Origin of the sequence: Halocynthiibacter sp. C4 (genome assembly GCF_028823805.1) — a bacterium.
Taxonomy (GTDB): Bacteria; Pseudomonadota; Alphaproteobacteria; order Rhodobacterales; family Rhodobacteraceae; genus Falsihalocynthiibacter; species Falsihalocynthiibacter halioticoli.
Window position 1 is genome coordinate 774,794 of record NZ_JAPEIE010000001.1, and the last position, 17,868, is coordinate 792,661.

A 17,868-nucleotide genomic window follows, 5' to 3' on the forward strand; every position below is an offset into this window, starting at 1 on the left:
CATTTCGGGAGGCTATCTTATGACAAAACCTATTCGTTTCGGCGTTCTTGGCGCCGCGAATTTCGCACTCAACCACATGGCTCCGGCGATCCACCGCGCAAAAGGCGCAGAGTTTGCCGCGCTCGCCACGTCTTCAGAAGCTAAAGCGGTTCCGTTTCAGGAGTTCTGCCCGAATCTGGCGGTTTATACCGATTATCAGGAGCTTCTTGACGCGCCTGATATCGACGCGGTTTATATTCCTTTGCCAAACAATCTCCACGTGGAGTGGTCAAAGAAGGCCCTCAAAGCAGGAAAACACGTGTTGTGCGAAAAGCCTCTTGCGCTTGAGGCCGGCGAGTTTGACGATCTTATTGCCCTGCGCGATGAGAGAGGGCTGCTTGCCGCTGAAGCCTTTATGATCACCCATCATCCACAGTGGATTGAGGCGCGCAAACAGATTGCAAATGGCGCGATCGGGGAGCTTCGCCACGTCAGCGCAAACTTCTGCTATAACAACGAAACCGACGTTAAAAACATCCGCAACCTGCCTGAATATGGCGGCGGCGCCTTGCGAGATATCGGAGTTTACATTCTTGGATCAACTCTCTTTGCGACAGAAGCAAAGACGGCAGAAGTTCTGGATGTAAGAATGCGTAAAGAGAACGACGTCGATGTCTTTACGAATATTTTTGCCCGTATGGACGGGTTCACATACTCTGGAATGGTTTCAATGCGTTTGACGTCTCATCAGGAGGTCGTTTTCTTTGGCGACCGAGGAAAGCTCATTGTGAAAACACCTTTCAACGCAAATGTTTACGCCGAAGCACAGCTTCACATTACAAATGACTCTGGTGAGCAAGTGATCCGCTATCCGGGTGTTGAGCAATATGCATTGCAGGTTGAAAACTTCTGTAAATCGGTAATGACCGGCGCGGATTATCCGTGGTCGCTAGAAGACGCAAAGAAAACACAGCTGCTCATGGATGACGTGTTTCAAAAAAGCACTGACGTCTAGGCCGCTACTATAGGGTATTCGCGGGCGGTGTTCCTTGCCGCCCGCGTTTCGTTTTGGATTAGTCTTCCATCGCTTCAAGCTCGTCGATCATACCTGATATCATCGACAGCCCCTTATCCCAGAATTTAGGATCCGAGGCATCAAGACCGAAGGGCGCAAGAAGCTCTGAGTGATGTTTCGATCCGCCCGCGCGCAGCATGTCGAAATACTTTTCTTGGAAGCCCTCGCCACCTTCGGCATAAACAGCATAGAGCGCATTCACGAGGCCATCGCCAAAAGCATAGGCGTAGACGTAGAAGGGCGAGTGCACGAAATGCGGGACATAGGCCCAAAACGTTTCGTAGCCCTTCTCAAAGTTGAAGACGGGGCCAAGGCTTTCGGCCTGCACTGACATCCATAGAGTGTTAATGTCCTCTGGCGTGAGTTCGCCATTGCGACGCGCTTCGTGGAGTTTGCACTCAAAGTCATAGAACGCGATCTGGCGGACCACCGTGTTGATCATGTCTTCGACCTTGCCAGCGAGCAGGATCTTGCGCTCTTCCTTGGTTTTGGCCTCGGATAGCATCTGCTGGAAAGTCAGCATTTCACCGAAAACAGAGGCTGTCTCTGCCAGCGTCAGCGGGGTTGAGGCGAGCAACTCGCCTTGTTCCGCGGCCAATACTTGATGTACGCCGTGGCCAAGCTCATGCGCAAGGGTCATCACATCACGCGGTTTGCCGAGATAGTTGAGCATCACATAGGGGTGCACATTTGTGACCGTCGGGTGCGCAAAAGCGCCCGGTGCTTTACCCGGTTTTACAGCAGCGTCGATCCAGCCTTTGTTAAAGAACGGTTCGGCCAATTCGCCCATACGCGGGTCAAACCCGTTGTATGCCTGCATAACGATGTCTTTGGCATCATCCCATGCAACGGTTTTTTCGTCTTTCTTGGGAAGCGGGGCGTTGCGATCCCATGTTTCCATTTGTTCGAGGCCAAGCCATTTGGCTTTGAGCGCGTAATAACGGTGCGACAGCTTAGGATAAGCGGCTACAACCGCGTTGCGCAGCGCTTCGACCACTTCGGGCTCAACATGGTTAGAAAGGTGGCGGCCCGTTTGAGCCGTTGGCATTTTGCGCCAGCGATCTTCAATTTCTTTTTCCTTCGCAAGCGTGTTGTGAACGCGGGAAAAGATCTTGATGTTCTCTTCAAAGACTTTTGCGAGTGCATGGCTCGCTGTTTCGCGCTTGGCGCGGTCCTGATCTGTGAGCATGTTCAGAACAGCTTCAAGTGGCAGTTCCTCGCCGTCGATATCGAAGGTAAGTCCGGCAATCGTCTCATCAAACAGGCGATTCCATGCGGCAGCGCCGACGGTTGATTGGTCGTGTAGGAAACGCTCAAGCTCATCAGAAAGCTGATAGGGTTTCATCGCGCGTTGGCGGTCAAATATCGGCTTGTAGCGCGCAAGATCAGCATTCTCAGCGAACATTTCCGCGAGCTTGTCGTCATCGATCCGGTTGATCTCGAGGCTGTAGAAAACAAGCGGCGTGGTGAATACGGTTACTTTTTCCTGACAGTCCGACATGAATTTAGCGCGGCCAGCGTCGGTGGTAATCTGGTAATACCGCAGACCCGCAAACGACATGATGCGCCCCGCGATCAGATCAATCGCCTCGTAATCTTGTACACATTTCAACATGCCTTCGGCGTCGAGATCGGCGAGTTTACTTTCGTAGGTGCTGGCAAAGTCGGCGCAGGCCTTTTCCAGCCATTCCATATCGCGGATAAGTTCTGGCGCGTCCTCTGCTGTATAGAGATCGTTCAAATCCCATTCGGGCAGATTGCCAAGCCCTTCGCCCTCCGGAGACGCGCCGGAATTGGCGTTGGCATCAAAAATGGGGCGGGGGAGTTCAAACTGCATGGAAACCTCTCGAAAATTGTTCGCTTAGACATAGGCAGAGCGCGTGGCCATATTCAAGAGATGTGCCGGAATTTGTTCCTAATCTTCGCTGAAACTGTCAAAGAACTCGATGACACGCTCAAAGGCCTGATCGGCGATTTCTGGCACTTCCATCAAGACTTCATGCTCGGCGGCGTCAAATTGATGGGTCTTACTGTTTGGCCACCGCGCAACCCTTTTTAAAACAGGGGCCATATCCACGATCCGTTCTCGTCCGCCCAGAAGGATAAGTGCAGGTATGTTTGGAGTGGGAATCTTGGTGAGTATTGTGCTTTCGTGCTGGCTTGCACGCAGCCACCCAAGCGAGGGGCCACCGACCTCAAGCTCGGGATGTTTTCTGAGCGTTCTGGCGATGGAGGCAAAGACCTCTGCGTTCGTCGTGAGCTTGTTGTCTTCAAAAGGCGCGCTTAGCGTGTAATGCCGCGTTGATGTCCCAGGAAGCCGAAACATGGTTTTGCCAATCAGTTCGGCAATCGTTCCCACCAGCCAAACGAGTGGGCGCAGCAAGGTCGCGACCTTGACCTTCCACATCGGCGCGGAAAAGCAGATGGCACGAGGCTTGAAGCCGTTATGAAGCGACCGAAGCGCGATCATACCGCCCATTGAATGCGCCAGAACAAAAAATGGTTTCGGGAGCTCCTGAGCCTCAGTGTACTGAAGCAGCGCGTTCACATCATTTTGATAGGACGCATAGCTATCGATATGGCCGAGCACCGACCCTTTTGGCGTGCTCCTGTCCGATAGGCCCTGGCCGCGCCAATCAAGCGACGCAACGGCATAGCCTGCTTTGGCTAAACGATGCGCAACGGGGACATATTTTTCGATGAATTCTGCCCGTCCGGGCAACACCAATATCGTGCCTTTGGGTGCGTCGCTGTTCCAGTGACACACCCGCAGGCGGATATTGTCTTCAGTTGTTACCCAACTGGCCGTTCCGGCTTCGCTCTCGTCGATTACTTCGTCAAAAAGCGGAGCATTATTCATGGGTTAGCCGAGAGCAGCGCCGAGCTTGATCGCTTGGCCCATGTCGCCGTCAACTTTGAGTTTGCCCATCATAAACGCCGTCGTGGGGTTCTGGCTTCCGTCAAGGATACCTTTGAATACTTCGGCACTTGCAGAGAGTGTTACATCAGCGTCTTCATCGCCCGCGCGCACGCCGCCGCCGTCGATCATGATCGAACCTTCGTCTTCAACAATGAATTTTGCCGATCCGTCAAAGCTCGGGATTTTTTCGTTCAGGGCCTCAACGGCTTTTGTGATGATATCGCTCATTATCTTATCTCCAAGAAACGTGAAGGTGACGGGGGTCGCATTTCCCCACCTTTGGGTTACACTTGCATGTGTTATGAGAGTGTTAAACCCCTTTCTCAATCGTTTCGTTACGGTAACTTTTTCTGCGATATTTTTCGCGGCCGTCTCTGGTGTGCCTTTAACTGCGCAAGAGGGCACAAGAGAAGAGCAACTTGACCGTTTGTTCGAGGAGTTAGCAGACCCCCAAAACCTCGAGTGGCGCGAAACCGAAGAAGAAATCCAGAAGTTGTTTTTTGATTCCGGCTCGGACGCAATGAACATGCTGTTGATGCGGGGTATGACGGCATTAAGAGAAGGCGACCTGAACTCGGCGATTGGCCATTTCACAGCCGTGATCGACCATGCGCCATCGTTTGCCGAAGGTTGGAACGGCCGGGCGACGGCTTATTTCCATGCAGGGCTCTACGGTCCTTCGATGTTTGATATCGGCCAGACCCTAACGCTACAGCCGCGCCATTACGGGGCCATGCTTGGCCTTGGCCGTATCCTTGAAGAAACCGGAAAGCCGGAACAAGCTCTTGAGGTCTTTCGCCAAGTGTCCATATTGCATCCGAACCTGTTTGGCGTTAGCGATGCGATCGCGCGTCTGGAAAAGGCAGTCAGTGGCAGTTCTCTATAAAGCGGCTGTCCGGCTGTGATGAGTTGAAGGCGGATTGATATGGCGAATTCGCCTCGGATCAAAGCGATCTTGGGCCCGACCAATACGGGCAAAACCCACTATGCAATCGAGCGTATGTTGGCGCATCGCACAGGTATTATTGGCCTGCCGTTGCGGCTTTTGGCGCGCGAGGTCTATGACAAGATCGTTGCTCTTCGCGGGCCTTCGGTGGTGGCGTTGGTTACGGGCGAAGAGCGCATCGTTCCGCCGCGCGCGCAATATTGGGTGTGTACGGTCGAGGCCATGCCGCCAGGAATGGGGTGTGATTTTCTGGCTGTTGACGAAATACAGCTATGTGCAGACCCAGAGCGCGGGCATGTCTTTACCGATAGATTGCTGAACGCACGTGGCCTGCACGAAACACTCTTCATGGGTGCGGATACAATGCGGGGTGTGATTGCTGATTTGCTCAATCCGGTTGAGTTTATTCGCCGCGAACGGCTTTCAGAGCTTACATATGCAGGCAGCAAGAAGATAAGCCGGATGCCCGCGCGCTCTGCGATCGTTGGCTTTTCGGTGGATAATCTCTATGCGATTGCCGAGCTTTTGCGCCGACAGAAGGGCGGTGCAGCGGTTGTGATGGGCGCACTTAGCCCGCGTACCCGCAACGCGCAGGTCGAGATGTATCAGAACGGGGATGTGGATTTCCTTGTGGCGACTGACGCGATCGGCATGGGGCTAAACCTTGATGTGAACCATGTGGCCTTTTCTGCCACCGAGAAATTCGATGGCCGTCGGATGCGTCCGCTCATGCCGAACGAGTTGGCCCAAATTGCGGGCAGGGCAGGGCGCCACATGAGCCATGGCAGCTTTGGCGTGACGGGTGAGGCCGCGCCGCTGGATGAAGGGCTGGCCAATGCGATCATGAATCACCAGTTCGCCCCGATCAAAAAGCTCAACTGGCGCAATGACCGCCTTGAGTTCGGTACCGCTGAAGCCTTGATCCGAAGCCTTGAAGCCGCACCAACGGATGAGCGATTGATAAAGGCAAGAGAGGCCGATGACCTCGGTGTGCTGAAAACGCTTACCGCGTTACCGCATGTACGCGACCAAATTCGCAATGCAAATGACGTGCGTAGGCTTTGGGATGTGTGCCGAATACCGGATTTCCGTGGTATCAGCCATGGCGAGCATAGCGGGCTGCTGGAAAAGATCTTCGGTTTCCTTCAGGACGTGAACCGCGTGCCAGATGATTGGCTTGCACGGCAGGTTAAGAGAATTGACCGAACGGATGGCGACATTGACACTTTGTCAAAAAGATTGGCCTATATCCGCACTTGGACTTATGTTGCTCAGCGAAAAGGCTGGCTGGATGACGAAAGCCATTGGCGCGGGGTGACGCGCGCTGTAGAAGACCGACTATCAGATGCGCTTCACGGAGCGCTTACGCAAAGATTTGTTGACCGGCGTACAAGTGTATTGTTGCGGCGGTTGAAGCAGAAGGAGGGCCTTGTGGCCGAAGTGAACGACAAGGGTGAAGTGCTCGTTGAGGGGCAATTTGTAGGAAAGCTCGAGGGCTTTCGATTCAGTCAGGACAAGAGCTCTACACCGGACGAGGCGAAAACGCTGCGTGCCGCAAGCTTGCAAGCCCTTGCGCCGGAATTCCATCTGCGCGCTGACCGCTTTTATAACGCACCCGACACAGAGATCGACTTCACCGAGCAAGGCGGCTTGATGTGGGGTGAGCATGCGCTTGGCAAGCTAGTTGCCGGTTCTGACCCGCTCAAACCACAGGTCGAGGCTTTTGTTGACGAAGAGGCTGGCCCGGACGTAGCTCAAAAAGTAACGCGCCGTCTTCAGCATTTCATCGACCGTAAAGTTGCAACGCTGTATGAACCGCTGCTCGCTATGAGCAAGGATGAAACGCTCACGGGGCTTGCGCGCGGATTTGCGTTCCGCCTTGTAGAGAACCTTGGCATCATTCCACGCGAGCAGATCGCTGGCGAAGTTAAAGACCTCGATCAAGATGCCCGCGGCGCATTGCGTAAACATGGGGTACGTTTTGGTCAGTTTACTATCTTTATGCCTTTGCTCCTTAAGCCCGCGCCAACGCGGCTGCGTCTGGTGCTTTGGTCCCTTTCTAAAGGTCTGGGCGAGTTCCCAGAAAGCCCGCCCCCCGGTTTGGTGACAATTCCGGTCGACACATCTGCCCCTGAAGGGACGGATTCGATGTCTGGTTACCGCAACGCCGGAGAGCGCGCGATCCGTATTGATATGCTCGAACGCCTTGCCGATCTGCTTCGCACAGAAGATAGCCGCGGCGGGTTTGAGGCAACGCCTGATATGCTCTCTATTACGGGTATGACGCTGGAACAATTCGCGGCTCTTTTGACTGGTCTTGGATATAAGGCTGAAAAAGGAGAGCGGGAAAAGGTTAAGGCCGCGCCGCAAGTTGCTGAGCCGAAAGCCGAAGATGCGCCAGCCGCTGAAGAGGCAAAAGCGGAAGAAGCTGCGCCGGAAGGCGACGCTGCTGCAGATGTACCAGCGAATGCCGAAGCTCAAAAAGATACGGCTTCTGAAGAGGCGGAGCTTGAGGTTTTCTATACATTTACCTGGGCCCCTAAGGCACGCAACAACCGTCGTCCTCAGCGCGATGGTGATAAGCCGCGCGGCAAGCCAAGTGGAAAACGTGGCAAACCCGGTGGTAAGAAAGGTGGCAAACCACAAGGAGCCAAGAGCTTCCAGGCTCGCCCCCCCAAGAAAGAAAAAGCCATTGATCCGGATAACCCCTTTGCTGCGGCTCTCATGGGGCTAAAGGATCAGAAGTAACCATATGAATGATGCGCCGCCCAAACTTCGCATCGACAAGTGGCTTTGGCACGCGCGGTTTTTCAAAACCCGCAGCCTCGCTACCAAAGTTGTGACGGGCGGCCATCTTCGCGTGGATGGCCAGAAAATTTCGAAAGCTTCCCATGCCGTTAGCGTGGGAGACACATTAACCTTCCCTCAGGCTAAACGTATTCGGGTTGTTCGCATCGCCGCACTTTCGGAGCGGCGCGGCCCTGCGCCAGAAGCACAGGCTCTGTACGAAGATTTAACACCTGTTCAGGAAAAATCCCCTGCCCATAGCGAGAAAACTGTTCCAGCCGCGCCAAAATTTGAAGGAAAAGGGCGACCAACCAAAAAGGAACGTCGCAAAAGCATCCTTTCCCGCCGCCAAATGCTTGAAAGATCACGCGCACTGGAATAGCAAAGGGCCGAAACAAGAAAACGAGTGTTCGCATGACCTATATCGTCAATGACGCCTGCATCGCCTGCAAATATACTGACTGTGTCGAAGTCTGCCCTGTAGATTGCTTCTATGAGGGAGAGAATATGCTCGTCATCCATCCGGATGAGTGTATTGATTGTGGTGTGTGCGAGCCGGAATGCCCTGCGGACGCCATTCGCCCTGATACCGAGCCTGACACCGAGCAATGGGTTGAGTTCAACCGTAAATACGCGGAACTCTGGCCAGTTATCATTGCCAAGAAAGATCAGCTTCCTGAAGCCGAAGAGCGTGACGGCGAAGAGGGTAAGCTTGAGAAATACTTCTCCGAGAAGCCGGGCGAAGGCAGTTAAGCCTGATTCGACTTTGGGCGTGACATTCGGAGAAGGCGACTTGCGTTGCTGCGGGTAGCGCGTTGTTATTCAATGGTTTTCATTGAATGCTCCGGTATGAATCGGGCCACTTTTCTGCACCTGCATTTTCTGGTATAATAGTAGGGTATATATTGATGGTGTCCCGAAGTCGCCCGCCCAGCACGCAAGTGTTCGGGCCTTTTTCTTCTTAGAGATACGAGGTTCAGCGGAGTGCTTGCTCCGGTGGAATTTTTTGTCGCTGAGATATCGGGTTGGATGCCCAAACGCCAAGTAAGGAAGTTCGCTGCATGAGCAAATCGAAGAAACTTGACTTTCGCCCTAACGAATATGTTGTCTACCCTGCCCACGGTGTCGGGCAGATTGTCAACATCGAAGAACAAGAAATTGCCGGAATCCAGCTTGAGCTTTTTGTGATCTCATTTGAGAAAGACAAAATGACATTGCGCGTTCCAACGCATAAGGCAACCGAAGTCGGTATGCGGGCGCTTAGTTCGCCGGATATCGTTTCTCGCGCCATGACGACCCTAAAGGGCAAGGCCAAAGTTAAACGCGCCATGTGGTCTCGTCGTGCGCAGGAGTATGAGCAAAAAATCAACTCCGGTGACCTGATTGCGATTGCAGAGGTTGTTCGTGACCTTCACCGCACAGACGATCAGCGCGAGCAGAGCTATTCCGAGCGTCAGCTTTATGAAGCCGCTCTTGAGCGTTTGACACGCGAAGTTGCTGCTGTTGCTGGTGATGGAGAAGAGAGCGCGCAAAAAGAGATCGGCGATTATCTGATGTCGCGCGCGGCCTAAGACAGCTTTCTACTGAACTGGAACGCGCCCCTTATATCGTGGGCGCGTTTTTTTGTGCCTAAACGGCAAATGCGGTGACGCAGGTTGCAAGTAGGATGACCTCGGATATCTGCTGAGAAGCGCCTAGGATATCTCCGGTTTGCCCGCCAATCTTCTGCTGTGCGACATAGGCCAGAACTGCGGAAGCGCAGGTTATGAGCACAACACCATGAAGCATAGCGAGCGGTCCGGAAAATAGGAATGAAATCGAAATGCCTGCGATTATTGCAAGCAGAGCAGTTTCGGTTTGCGGCCGACCAACGTTTCTTGAAATGCCATCGCGGCGTGCATTTGGAATGGCAGACATGATCATGACCATCGGTGCGCGGCTAAGTGCAGCGGCGCCAACAATCGCGAGTGCGGCGCCGCTTGAAACAAGCGCATGGATCAAGGCAAACTTGGTAATTAGCGACAGCCCGAGCGCCAGAACCCCATACGTGCCAACGCGGCTGTCTTTCATTATCAAAAGGCGGTTCTCTGCGTCATAAGCCCCCCACAGCCCGTCGAACGTATCGGCAAGCCCATCTTCGTGAAGTGCGCCAGATAACATCATCAGCGTTGCGAGGATCACAGCAGAAACCGCATATTCCGGAAGTGCGAGCAATCCAGCCAGAGCGCCAGCAAGGACAGCAATAAACCCGATCACGGCACCAGCAACGGGATAGGCCCAAGCTGCCGCAGCGCCGCGTTCTTGTGCGGCTTCTGTGTTTACCTGAACGGGGAGGCGGCTTAAGAACCCTAGAGCAAACAGGATATCGTTGCCTTGTATGATGTGCTTGTCGCCGAGAGACATTGATCTGTCCTTTCTGTCGCATTCCATCTTTTGGGCAAAGCGTAAACACTGTGAAGACCGCCTGCAATAATAGGATAAAAAATGACCGCTGCTTTCTCTTCGATCTCCGAGTTTAAATCACTACTCCAAAATGCGGCAGGACCGGATGAGGCGGCAATTGCAGGTGCGGAAGAGCGTAACGCGCAGTTGACGAAGCCGCAGGGCGCATTGGGTCGGCTTGAAGATTTGGCGATTTGGTACGCGGGTTGGCGCGGAACGCCAAAGCCCGAAATTACCAACCCGCAAGTTATCATTTTTGCGGGAAATCACGGCGTTGCCGCGCGTGGTGTTTCTGCCTTTCCACCGGAAGTAACTGTGCAAATGGTTGCGAACTTTGAACATGGTGGCGCGGCAATCAATCAGCTTTCAAAGGCGTTCGGAGCTTCTATGGATGTTTGCGCGCTGGAGCTTGATCGCCCAACCGAAGACTTCACCAAAGCGCCCGCAATGAGCGAGGCAGAATTGATCGAGGCATTGGTTGCAGGCTGGGATGCGGTAAACTCGGAAGCGGACTTGCTTGTGACTGGCGAGATGGGAATTGGTAACACGACATCTGCTTCGGCGATCGCCGCTGCGCTGTTTGGCGGAGAGGCTGCTGATTGGACAGGTCGCGGCACTGGTGTTGATGATGCGGCTCTAACTGCAAAAACAGAGGTCGTTGCAGAGGGGCTGCAACGACATCCAAAGGCAGCTCAGGACTCGCTTGAGGCTCTTCGGTGTCTAGGCGGGAGAGAGCTTGCGGGAATGGCAGGCGCGATCGCACGGGCGCGTGTGGAGGGGATTCCTGTTATTCTAGACGGGTTCATCTGTTGTGCAGCGGCAGCGACGCTTGAGCATGCAGTATCAGGCGCATTGGATCATGCCGTCGCGGGGCATTTGTCTGCGGAGGGTGCTCATGGTCAGGTTCTTAAGAATCTCGGTAAGCAGCCCCTGATCTCGGTTGGAATGCGCCTCGGCGAAGGATCAGGTGCCGCTCTGGCAATAGGCGTTCTTAAAGGCGCTGTGGCGTGTCACAGCGGGATGATGACCTTTGCGGAAGCTGGCGTGGCTGCGGGTTAGGACCCGCCCTTTTCACGGGATGCTAGAAGTTCTGCCTCGAAGTCTTTGGCGAGCTCTTTGGAGCGCTCGATATAGGGCTTGTTCTCAGAGGATGGAATATTGGGATCAAATAGGGCGGCAAGCTCGCGGATGCTTGTGCGGTCGTATTTGTAGAAGGCTTGCTCTGCCTCGGCCGCTTCGTATTCGGTAAATCCGATATTCTCCAATACATATCGGCCAGCGCGCAGGCTGCTGTCAAAGACTTCCCGAACAATGTCATTCGCGCCAGCCGCATAAAGCCGATAGACTTCGCCGCGGTCATAAGCGCGGGCGATGATATGAAGGTCAGGCCGCTGCTTGCGCGCAAATTTCACCAGCTGAAGTGCCGCGTCTCGATCATCAAGTGCCACAACAAGAACCCGAGCCGTATCGAGCCCTGCCGCATGCAGGATTTCCGGACGCGTTGGATCGCCGAAAAAACCTTTGAAGCCGAACTTCCGCATCACTTCTACGGTCGAAAGATTGTGGTCAAGGACTGTGGTTTTGTACCCGGCGGATTGAACGAGGCGCGTGACCACCTGCCCGAAGCGGCCAATACCAGCGATAATAATCGGGTGTTGCTCGTCGATTTCGTCCGCTTCCTGCTGTGCGGCGGGTGAATCTTTGTGTCGTTTGGAGATCGCCTCATAGAGGAGGAACAAAAGCGGTGTCGCGAGCATCGACAGAGCAATCACGAGCAAAAGTTGCTCTGTTAGGTCCGTCGGCAAAACATTACGCTGGATTGCAAAGCTCGCTATTACAAACCCGAATTCACCGGCTTGGGCCAAGCCGAGCGTGAAGAGCCAAAGATCACGCCCACGCAGGCGGAAGATGTATCCGATTACAAAGAGAATGCTGCCTTTGATCAGAATAATTGCGAGGGTGAATGAGAGGATTTGCAGCGGCGCACCGAACAATACGCCAAAGTTGATCCCAGCCCCAACCGTGATGAAAAACAGGCCTAGCAAAAGCCCTTTAAACGGTTCGATATCGCTCTCGAGTTGGTGGCGGAATTCTGAGTTGGCCAGAACCACGCCTGCAAGGAAAGCGCCAAGCGCTGGCGAAAGACCAACTACAAGCATAATGCAGGCAATGGCGATCACAATCAGCAGTGAAAGTGCCGTGTACATCTCTGGTAGATGCGAGCCATGAATATAGCGGAATAGTGGTCGTGTTAAGTAAATCCCACCAAGGATAATCAAGACAACTGCGAGTATTGTAAGCGAGGTTGTCGCGAGCGGGGGAAGAGCTTGAAACCAGTTCAGTACTTGCGCGAACGGGCCAGCGTCTTGGGCCTCTGCGCCGTGGCCACCTGCAGTTTCGTTGTGAATGCCGCTGAGCGCCAGTAGGGGCAGGAATGCCAGAATAGGGATGACGGCGATATCTTGCGTGAGTAGAACCGAAAAGCTACTTCGTCCACCGCTAGATGACATGAGCCTCTTTTCATTCAGTGTTTGCAACACAATGGCCGTTGAGGAAAGCGACATCGTTAAACCAACCGCGAGCGCAATCGGCCAGTCAAACCCAAGCGCATAAGTCGCGCCGGTAACGGCGGCGGCGGTCAGTGTGATTTGTAATCCACCGAGGCCAATCAACCTGTGCCGCATCTCCCAGAGCTTGCGGGGCTCAAGTTCAAGGCCAATCAGGAACAGCATCATCACAACGCCGAATTCAGCGAAGTGCTGAAGGCTTTGCGTTTCCGATCCGACCAGTCCGAGCAGTGGCCCGATCACAATCCCTGCAAACAAATACCCAAGAACAGACCCAAGCCCGAGTCGCATGGCAACGGGTACGGCTATGACGGCCGCACCAAGATAGATCGTGGCTTGAAATAGAAAGCTGCTCATAAGTATTCGCTGTTCTTTAAAAACTATATTGTTTCAGGTTGTTCGCTGACAGGGAAGGGGGATTTTCGTTGCTGCCGAATTTGTGAAACGTGAGTTTGGCTTCTCGGGGCGTTAAAGAGGAAGCGGCGCGTCCGTCTTGAACTGATCCATTACAATCTGGCTTTGAACTCGCGCGATTGATGGGTGTGGAAGCAGTACGTCCTGAATGAGCCTGTTTAGAGCAGCGAGATCTTCACAATAACAACGTAGCATATAGTCGGCGGCACCAGTCATCGTCCACGCAGATGTTACCTCTGGTCGTGTTCCAATAAGCCGCATAAATTCCGATGCGTTTTGGGCCCCGTGATTGGCCATTGTGACCTCAACAAAGGCCTGCACGGTCAAACCAAGCGCATTCGGGTTAAGCCGCGCGCTGTAGTGGTCGATGATCCCTTCGTTTTCAAGCCGCTGGCGACGTCGGCCGACCTGACTGCTGCTAAGCCCGAGTTTTTCACCCAGTTCCTGTGCAGTCAGTCGCGCGTCGTGCTGAAGTGCGGCGAGGAGATCACGGTCAATTCTGTCGAGTTCGGGGCGCGATTTTTGCATAAGAATAATCTTATGTGCAAGTATTGTGCATTTCAACGGTGTTTAGCCTCAAATACGCGTACAGCACGCATCTTTGGCGCGATATAAATAGTCAACGCGAACAGGAGATACCAAACATGGGACCATTCCCCCACAATTCCCCACGCCAAGGCATTACCGAAGAAAACCCAGCAGGTACGGACGGATTCGAATTCGTTGAGTTCGCTCACGAGAACCCGCAAGAGCTTCGAGATCTTTTTAAGCGCATGGGCTACGAACACACCGCGACCCACAAAGAAAAAGCAATCGAACTTTGGCAACAGGGCGATATCACCTACATCATCAACGCCGAGCCCGGAAGCATGGCGATGGAGTTTGTCAAAGAGCATGGCCCCTGTGCGGCCTCAATGGGATGGCGCGTTGTCGATGCGGACAAAGCGTTCGCGCATGCCGTTTCAAAGGGTGCGACGCCGTTTGATGGTCCAACAAAGGCGCTGGATGTGCCTGCGATTGTCGGAATCGGCGGTTCCCTGATCTATTTCATTGATGCATATGGCCCATATGGCTCGGCTTATGAGGAGTTTGATTTCCACAAGACCGAACCTGTTGAAGGCGTCGGTTTCTATTATCTCGATCACCTGACTCACAATGTCCACAAGGGCAATATGGATGTCTGGTTTGACTTCTACGGTAACATTTTCGGGTTCAAGCAGATCCGGTTCTTTGACATTGAAGGGAAATATACAGGTCTCTTGAGCCGTGCGCTGACCTCGCCATGTGGCCGCATCCGTATTCCAATCAACGAAGATCGCGGAGAGACCGGCCAGATTGTCGCTTACCTCAAGCGCTACAACGGCGAAGGCATTCAGCATATCGCGGTAGGGAGCGAGGATATCTATGCCGCGACTGATCAGATTGCTGAAAACGGCCTAAAATTCATGCCGGGCCCGCCAGATACCTATTATAAGCTCTCCAAAGAGCGTGTAGTTGGCCACGATGAACCGATCGAACGGATGAAAAAACACGGCATCCTGATTGATGGCGAGGGCGTCGTGGACGGCGGAGAAACCAAGATCTTGCTGCAGATTTTCTCGAAAACCGTTATCGGCCCGATCTTCTTTGAATTTATTCAGCGTAAAGGGGATGATGGTTTCGGCGAAGGAAACTTCAAAGCGCTGTTTGAATCCATCGAACAAGAGCAGATTGATAACGGCGAGTTGGGAGGGGATGTGGCCGCCGAATAGGCCACATCAATAAGCCGGCAACGGCAGCCGTCGCGCGAGAGGCATCGTGTTTATCCGCGCGGCGGCATTCTAAGAATAATATTACGTCCGCCTTTAACATAACGTAGTTCGTCCGCGCCGATTGCGGCAACCTTGCCGCCATCCACGCGATCCCCGATCTCTACATTCACGTATTTTCCTGTCGGAAGGCGCACTAGAGCAGTGCGTTTGCTCGTGGTTCCAAAGACCCCGATAAGCGCAACTTTACGCGTATTGATCGCCTTTTTCTGGGTTGCTGCTTTGGCTACGTTCGCGCGTGTCGGAATGACAGGAGCGCTCTGCGTTTGAACGGCAACCCGCTGTTGTTGTGCGATATTTTCAGGGTCCGCTTTGGCTTTCTCGACCAATGCCGCAAAATCTTTCGGACGACTAAGTGGAGCGGGTGAGGTTGCCACAGCGAGTGGTGAAGTAGATACCGCTGTGGATGCGCTGGCTATTGCTGCTGCGATTTGCTCTGACTCAGGGCGTGCAACAGGCTTTAGCGCCGCCAGTTGGCTCAATGTTCGGCCACCGTATTGTGATTTTTCAAACAGTTCCGCCAAATCGCTTGGACGCGAGGGAGGGCGGCGTCTTGGCAAATCAGGTTGCGCAGTTTCCGCGACAACCGATTGAGGCGCATCCGCAGGGCGTAACGCGGCGCGTTTGCTTGGAGGGCCCGAGATGACCAAAATTCCGTCTGGGTTGATTGTGCCTTCGCTGCTTGGTGTGACTAATCCGTTTTCGTCCAGCACAAAAGTCGTCCCTGCTGGGGCCGGACTTGGCAGTGGCGGTAGCGGAAGATCGTCTGTCTCTAGCGGGGAAGGAAGGGCCACGGCATCCAGAGCGGTAAACTCTGGATCCAGAGAGGGCTCGTAAAAACTGTCAAAGGAGTTATTCGCCGGAAGCTGAATATCGTTTACGGCGCGTTGCCAAATCCCGCTCGACGCATAGGCTTCTTGCGCTTCGCTTAGTGAGAGAGGTTGGGCGAGTGTCGGCTCTTCGGTCGCAACTTCAATATCGGCAACAGAGGTGCTCTCTGTTTGAGGTGTGTTAGGCGCTGTATCTGCACCCGCCGTTTCTGTTGCGGGTTGCGCAACTTGAGACTCAACAGTTGGGCGTGTTTCGCCTTCTGTCGCAACTGTTGCGCCGTCAAGTTCGAGCACTGCTGTATCTGTAGGTGGCGTCAAGTCTTGGTTGAACTCGCTCAGGCCTTCGGGCGCAACATCGCTTGCGGCTATCTCGTCGCCTCGGTTCAACCACAAAGCGCCAGCCGCGATGAGAGCAGAAGCGGCCACAAGCCCCCACAGCAATGCAGGGGGACGCTTTTTGTTTGGCTCGCTATTGGCGCTTTGTGCTTCGTGTTCCGTTATCTCTTGCTCATCGGCGTGTCCGCCAAGGCTCTTCGCAAGAGCCGCAGTGTCTGGGAGGGCAGTATCCGTTCCGCCAACTGCTTCACTTTCGCTTTCTGTATGTGTGCCGGTCTCGCTTACAACGATCGTGGGCTTTAGGACACTAACTGGCGGCTCTAAATCAGCGTCATCTAGAGATTTAGCACCGATATCTTCATTGGAAGAGCTGGTTTCCGCTTCTGTGTCGGGCGCTGGGGCATCTTCTTGTGCCTGCCACTTTTTGCCGAAGTGAACCGCCGAAGCCAATGTGGCGAATTTCTTGCCCGAGCTGTCTTCTGAGGACTTCTTAGGCTCTTTTCCTTCGGGCTTTTCGGGCTCCGCAGGTTTCTGCGTGTCTTCTATGATATGTCGAAGTTCTTTCGGTGGCGCTCCCAATTCTGTTGGGCGTTGAGCCGGCCCAAGACTTGGAGCGTTGTTGCGCACCGATTTAAACGGCGAGTCTTTTGCTTCATCCTGCTTGGCAGCAACTTCTGCGAGGTCATCGGGGAGCGCAGTTGTTCCTTTTGCGTTTGCAAACTCTGGTGGTAACGGCGGAACGACAACCTCGGGCGCAGCGTTTGATGATTTGCCGCGCTCTGAAATGAATTGCTCAAGGTCGATTTCCGCTTTAGTGAGGTTAGTTGAGGGGCACTCTTCCTCTTCCTCATCTGCTACTTCATCAATAAGGTCTTCGGACTGAGAGTCTTCCAGTTCATCGAAGGTGCTTATTTCCTCACTCTCTAAAGGTGCTTCATCTTCGGGCTGGTCTTGCGCCTCTGCGCTTGCTGGGACTTCGTCCAACGTCGATTCATCGTCATCAGCAGCTTCCTCTACGTCTATCTCAGCTGTGTCTGGATCAACGAGAGGGGGTTCCTCTGTTTCATCCACATCGGCCCAGAAGTTCTGTTCTGTCCCTTTGTCCAATATTTTGATGGCTTCGGAGTCTGGCTCTACGATGTCACCGTCATCAAGGATTGCTTCAGAATATTTGGATGGACCGAAGAACGGTTCGCCTTTGAATGTGCCCTCTTCAGGGATGGCGACGAATGACAGTGGATTGAAACGGTGGTCACACGCGAAAGCTTCAGCCTCTTCGAGCGTTTCATTCGCGACAGCAGCAACCTGCACGAGGTCGCCGTTCTCCCGCCAATCAAATGTTAGTTCGTCCACGGGATAGGGCGTCATGCCCTCAAGAGAGCTGCGAATTTGTTCGGCGCGGGTGGCGTCATCTGGACCGGGTGCGGTGACGCTTGTGTAAAGAATTTGAGCGTTCGGAATAACGAGTTTGGTGGTTACGCCATTTGCGGAAAGGCGACCGGCTTTGTCGCGAAGATAGGCGAGAGCATCCTTCAGATCGCCAGACTCGAAATCTGTTTCGCCTACGCTCCGCCAACCGCCGGATGCGCGCGACAAAAGTCGGATTCCGTCGAGGGAGAATAGAAGTGCAAAACTGGATTTCATTGTCCTGATCTATCGCATATTTTGGCGTTCTGGTCACCTGATTGGCGATTAAACACGCGCCTCTGGCGGTATATTGCCGTTACTTTTACTGCTTCTGTTATCGAATGGGCAAATCAATTG

Annotated in this window: 15 protein-coding genes; 8 read left to right on the forward strand and 7 right to left on the reverse strand. The window is 53.7% G+C overall.

The genetic code is table 11. From position 1 onward, the window contains the following. Positions 1-19 precede the first annotated feature (19 nt). Positions 20-994 (forward strand): Gfo/Idh/MocA family protein, encoded by a 975-nt coding sequence (locus OU789_RS03835; protein WP_274653462.1) that lies wholly within the window; start codon positions 20-22, stop codon positions 992-994. A gap of 58 nt (positions 995-1,052) precedes the next feature. Here OU789_RS03835 and OU789_RS03840 read toward each other — a convergent pair whose 3' ends face one another. The 3 genes from OU789_RS03840 to OU789_RS03850 form a co-directional block, all read right to left on the reverse strand. Further along, positions 1,053-2,891 carry a M3 family oligoendopeptidase gene (locus OU789_RS03840; RefSeq protein WP_274653464.1) on the reverse strand — a complete coding sequence of 613 codons (1,839 nt, stop codon included), beginning with the start codon at positions 2,889-2,891 and terminating at the stop codon, positions 1,053-1,055. 78 nt (positions 2,892-2,969) lie between these two features. Then, positions 2,970-3,914 carry an alpha/beta hydrolase gene (locus OU789_RS03845; RefSeq protein ID WP_274653466.1) on the reverse strand — a complete coding sequence of 315 codons (945 nt, stop codon included), beginning with the start codon at positions 3,912-3,914 and terminating at the stop codon, positions 2,970-2,972. Positions 3,915-3,917: 3 nt separating this feature from the next. Then, complete coding sequence (locus OU789_RS03850) at positions 3,918-4,202, reverse strand: SCP2 sterol-binding domain-containing protein (RefSeq protein WP_274653468.1); 285 nt, start codon at positions 4,200-4,202, stop codon at positions 3,918-3,920. Between the two features lie 151 nt (positions 4,203-4,353). Between OU789_RS03850 and OU789_RS03855 the strand changes: the two genes are divergently transcribed. The 5 genes from OU789_RS03855 to OU789_RS03875 all read left to right on the forward strand — a co-directional run bounded on the left by OU789_RS03855 (position 4,354) and on the right by OU789_RS03875 (position 9,278). Beyond that, positions 4,354-4,860 carry a tetratricopeptide repeat protein gene (locus OU789_RS03855; RefSeq protein ID WP_274653470.1) on the forward strand — a complete coding sequence of 169 codons (507 nt, stop codon included), beginning with the start codon at positions 4,354-4,356 and terminating at the stop codon, positions 4,858-4,860. A gap of 39 nt (positions 4,861-4,899) precedes the next feature. Beyond that, complete coding sequence (locus OU789_RS03860; protein ID WP_274653472.1) at positions 4,900-7,668, forward strand: helicase-related protein; 2,769 nt, start codon at positions 4,900-4,902, stop codon at positions 7,666-7,668. A 4-nt stretch (positions 7,669-7,672) separates the two neighbouring features. Next, complete coding sequence (locus OU789_RS03865) at positions 7,673-8,089, forward strand: RNA-binding S4 domain-containing protein (RefSeq protein WP_274653474.1); 417 nt, start codon at positions 7,673-7,675, stop codon at positions 8,087-8,089. Between the two features lie 32 nt (positions 8,090-8,121). Beyond that, positions 8,122-8,460 (forward strand): ferredoxin FdxA, encoded by a 339-nt coding sequence (gene fdxA / locus OU789_RS03870; RefSeq protein WP_263953759.1) that lies wholly within the window; start codon positions 8,122-8,124, stop codon positions 8,458-8,460. 308 nt (positions 8,461-8,768) lie between these two features. Then, the gene (locus OU789_RS03875) at positions 8,769-9,278 is read left to right on the forward strand and encodes a CarD family transcriptional regulator (RefSeq protein WP_263953758.1); all 510 of its coding nucleotides are present in this window, start codon (positions 8,769-8,771) and stop codon (positions 9,276-9,278) included. Between the two features lie 58 nt (positions 9,279-9,336). On the opposite strand, the gene cobS is transcribed toward OU789_RS03875, so the two are convergent. Further along, positions 9,337-10,110 (reverse strand): adenosylcobinamide-GDP ribazoletransferase, encoded by a 774-nt coding sequence (gene cobS, locus OU789_RS03880; protein WP_274653477.1) that lies wholly within the window; start codon positions 10,108-10,110, stop codon positions 9,337-9,339. An 81-nt stretch (positions 10,111-10,191) separates the two neighbouring features. Here cobS and cobT point away from each other — a divergent pair, with 81 nt between their 5' ends. Further along, complete coding sequence (gene cobT / locus OU789_RS03885) at positions 10,192-11,208, forward strand: nicotinate-nucleotide--dimethylbenzimidazole phosphoribosyltransferase (RefSeq protein ID WP_274653479.1); 1,017 nt, start codon at positions 10,192-10,194, stop codon at positions 11,206-11,208. On the opposite strand, the gene OU789_RS03890 is transcribed toward cobT, so the two are convergent. Beyond that, positions 11,205-13,073, reverse strand: coding sequence for a monovalent cation:proton antiporter-2 (CPA2) family protein (locus OU789_RS03890; protein WP_274653481.1), 1,869 nt, complete (start codon positions 13,071-13,073; stop codon positions 11,205-11,207). The two genes, cobT and OU789_RS03890, sit on opposite strands and share 4 nt — an antisense overlap. Positions 13,074-13,184: 111 nt before the next feature. After that, the gene (locus OU789_RS03895) at positions 13,185-13,658 is read right to left on the reverse strand and encodes an Lrp/AsnC family transcriptional regulator (protein WP_274653483.1); all 474 of its coding nucleotides are present in this window, start codon (positions 13,656-13,658) and stop codon (positions 13,185-13,187) included. A gap of 116 nt (positions 13,659-13,774) precedes the next feature. On the opposite strand from OU789_RS03895, the gene hppD reads away from it, so the two are divergent. Continuing rightward, positions 13,775-14,881, forward strand: a complete 1,107-nt coding sequence (gene hppD / locus OU789_RS03900) for a 4-hydroxyphenylpyruvate dioxygenase (protein WP_274653485.1) — start codon at positions 13,775-13,777, stop codon at positions 14,879-14,881. A gap of 50 nt (positions 14,882-14,931) precedes the next feature. Here hppD and OU789_RS03905 read toward each other — a convergent pair whose 3' ends face one another. Beyond that, positions 14,932-17,748 carry a hypothetical protein gene (locus OU789_RS03905; RefSeq protein WP_274653487.1) on the reverse strand — a complete coding sequence of 939 codons (2,817 nt, stop codon included), beginning with the start codon at positions 17,746-17,748 and terminating at the stop codon, positions 14,932-14,934. Between the last annotated feature and the right edge of the window lie 120 nt (positions 17,749-17,868).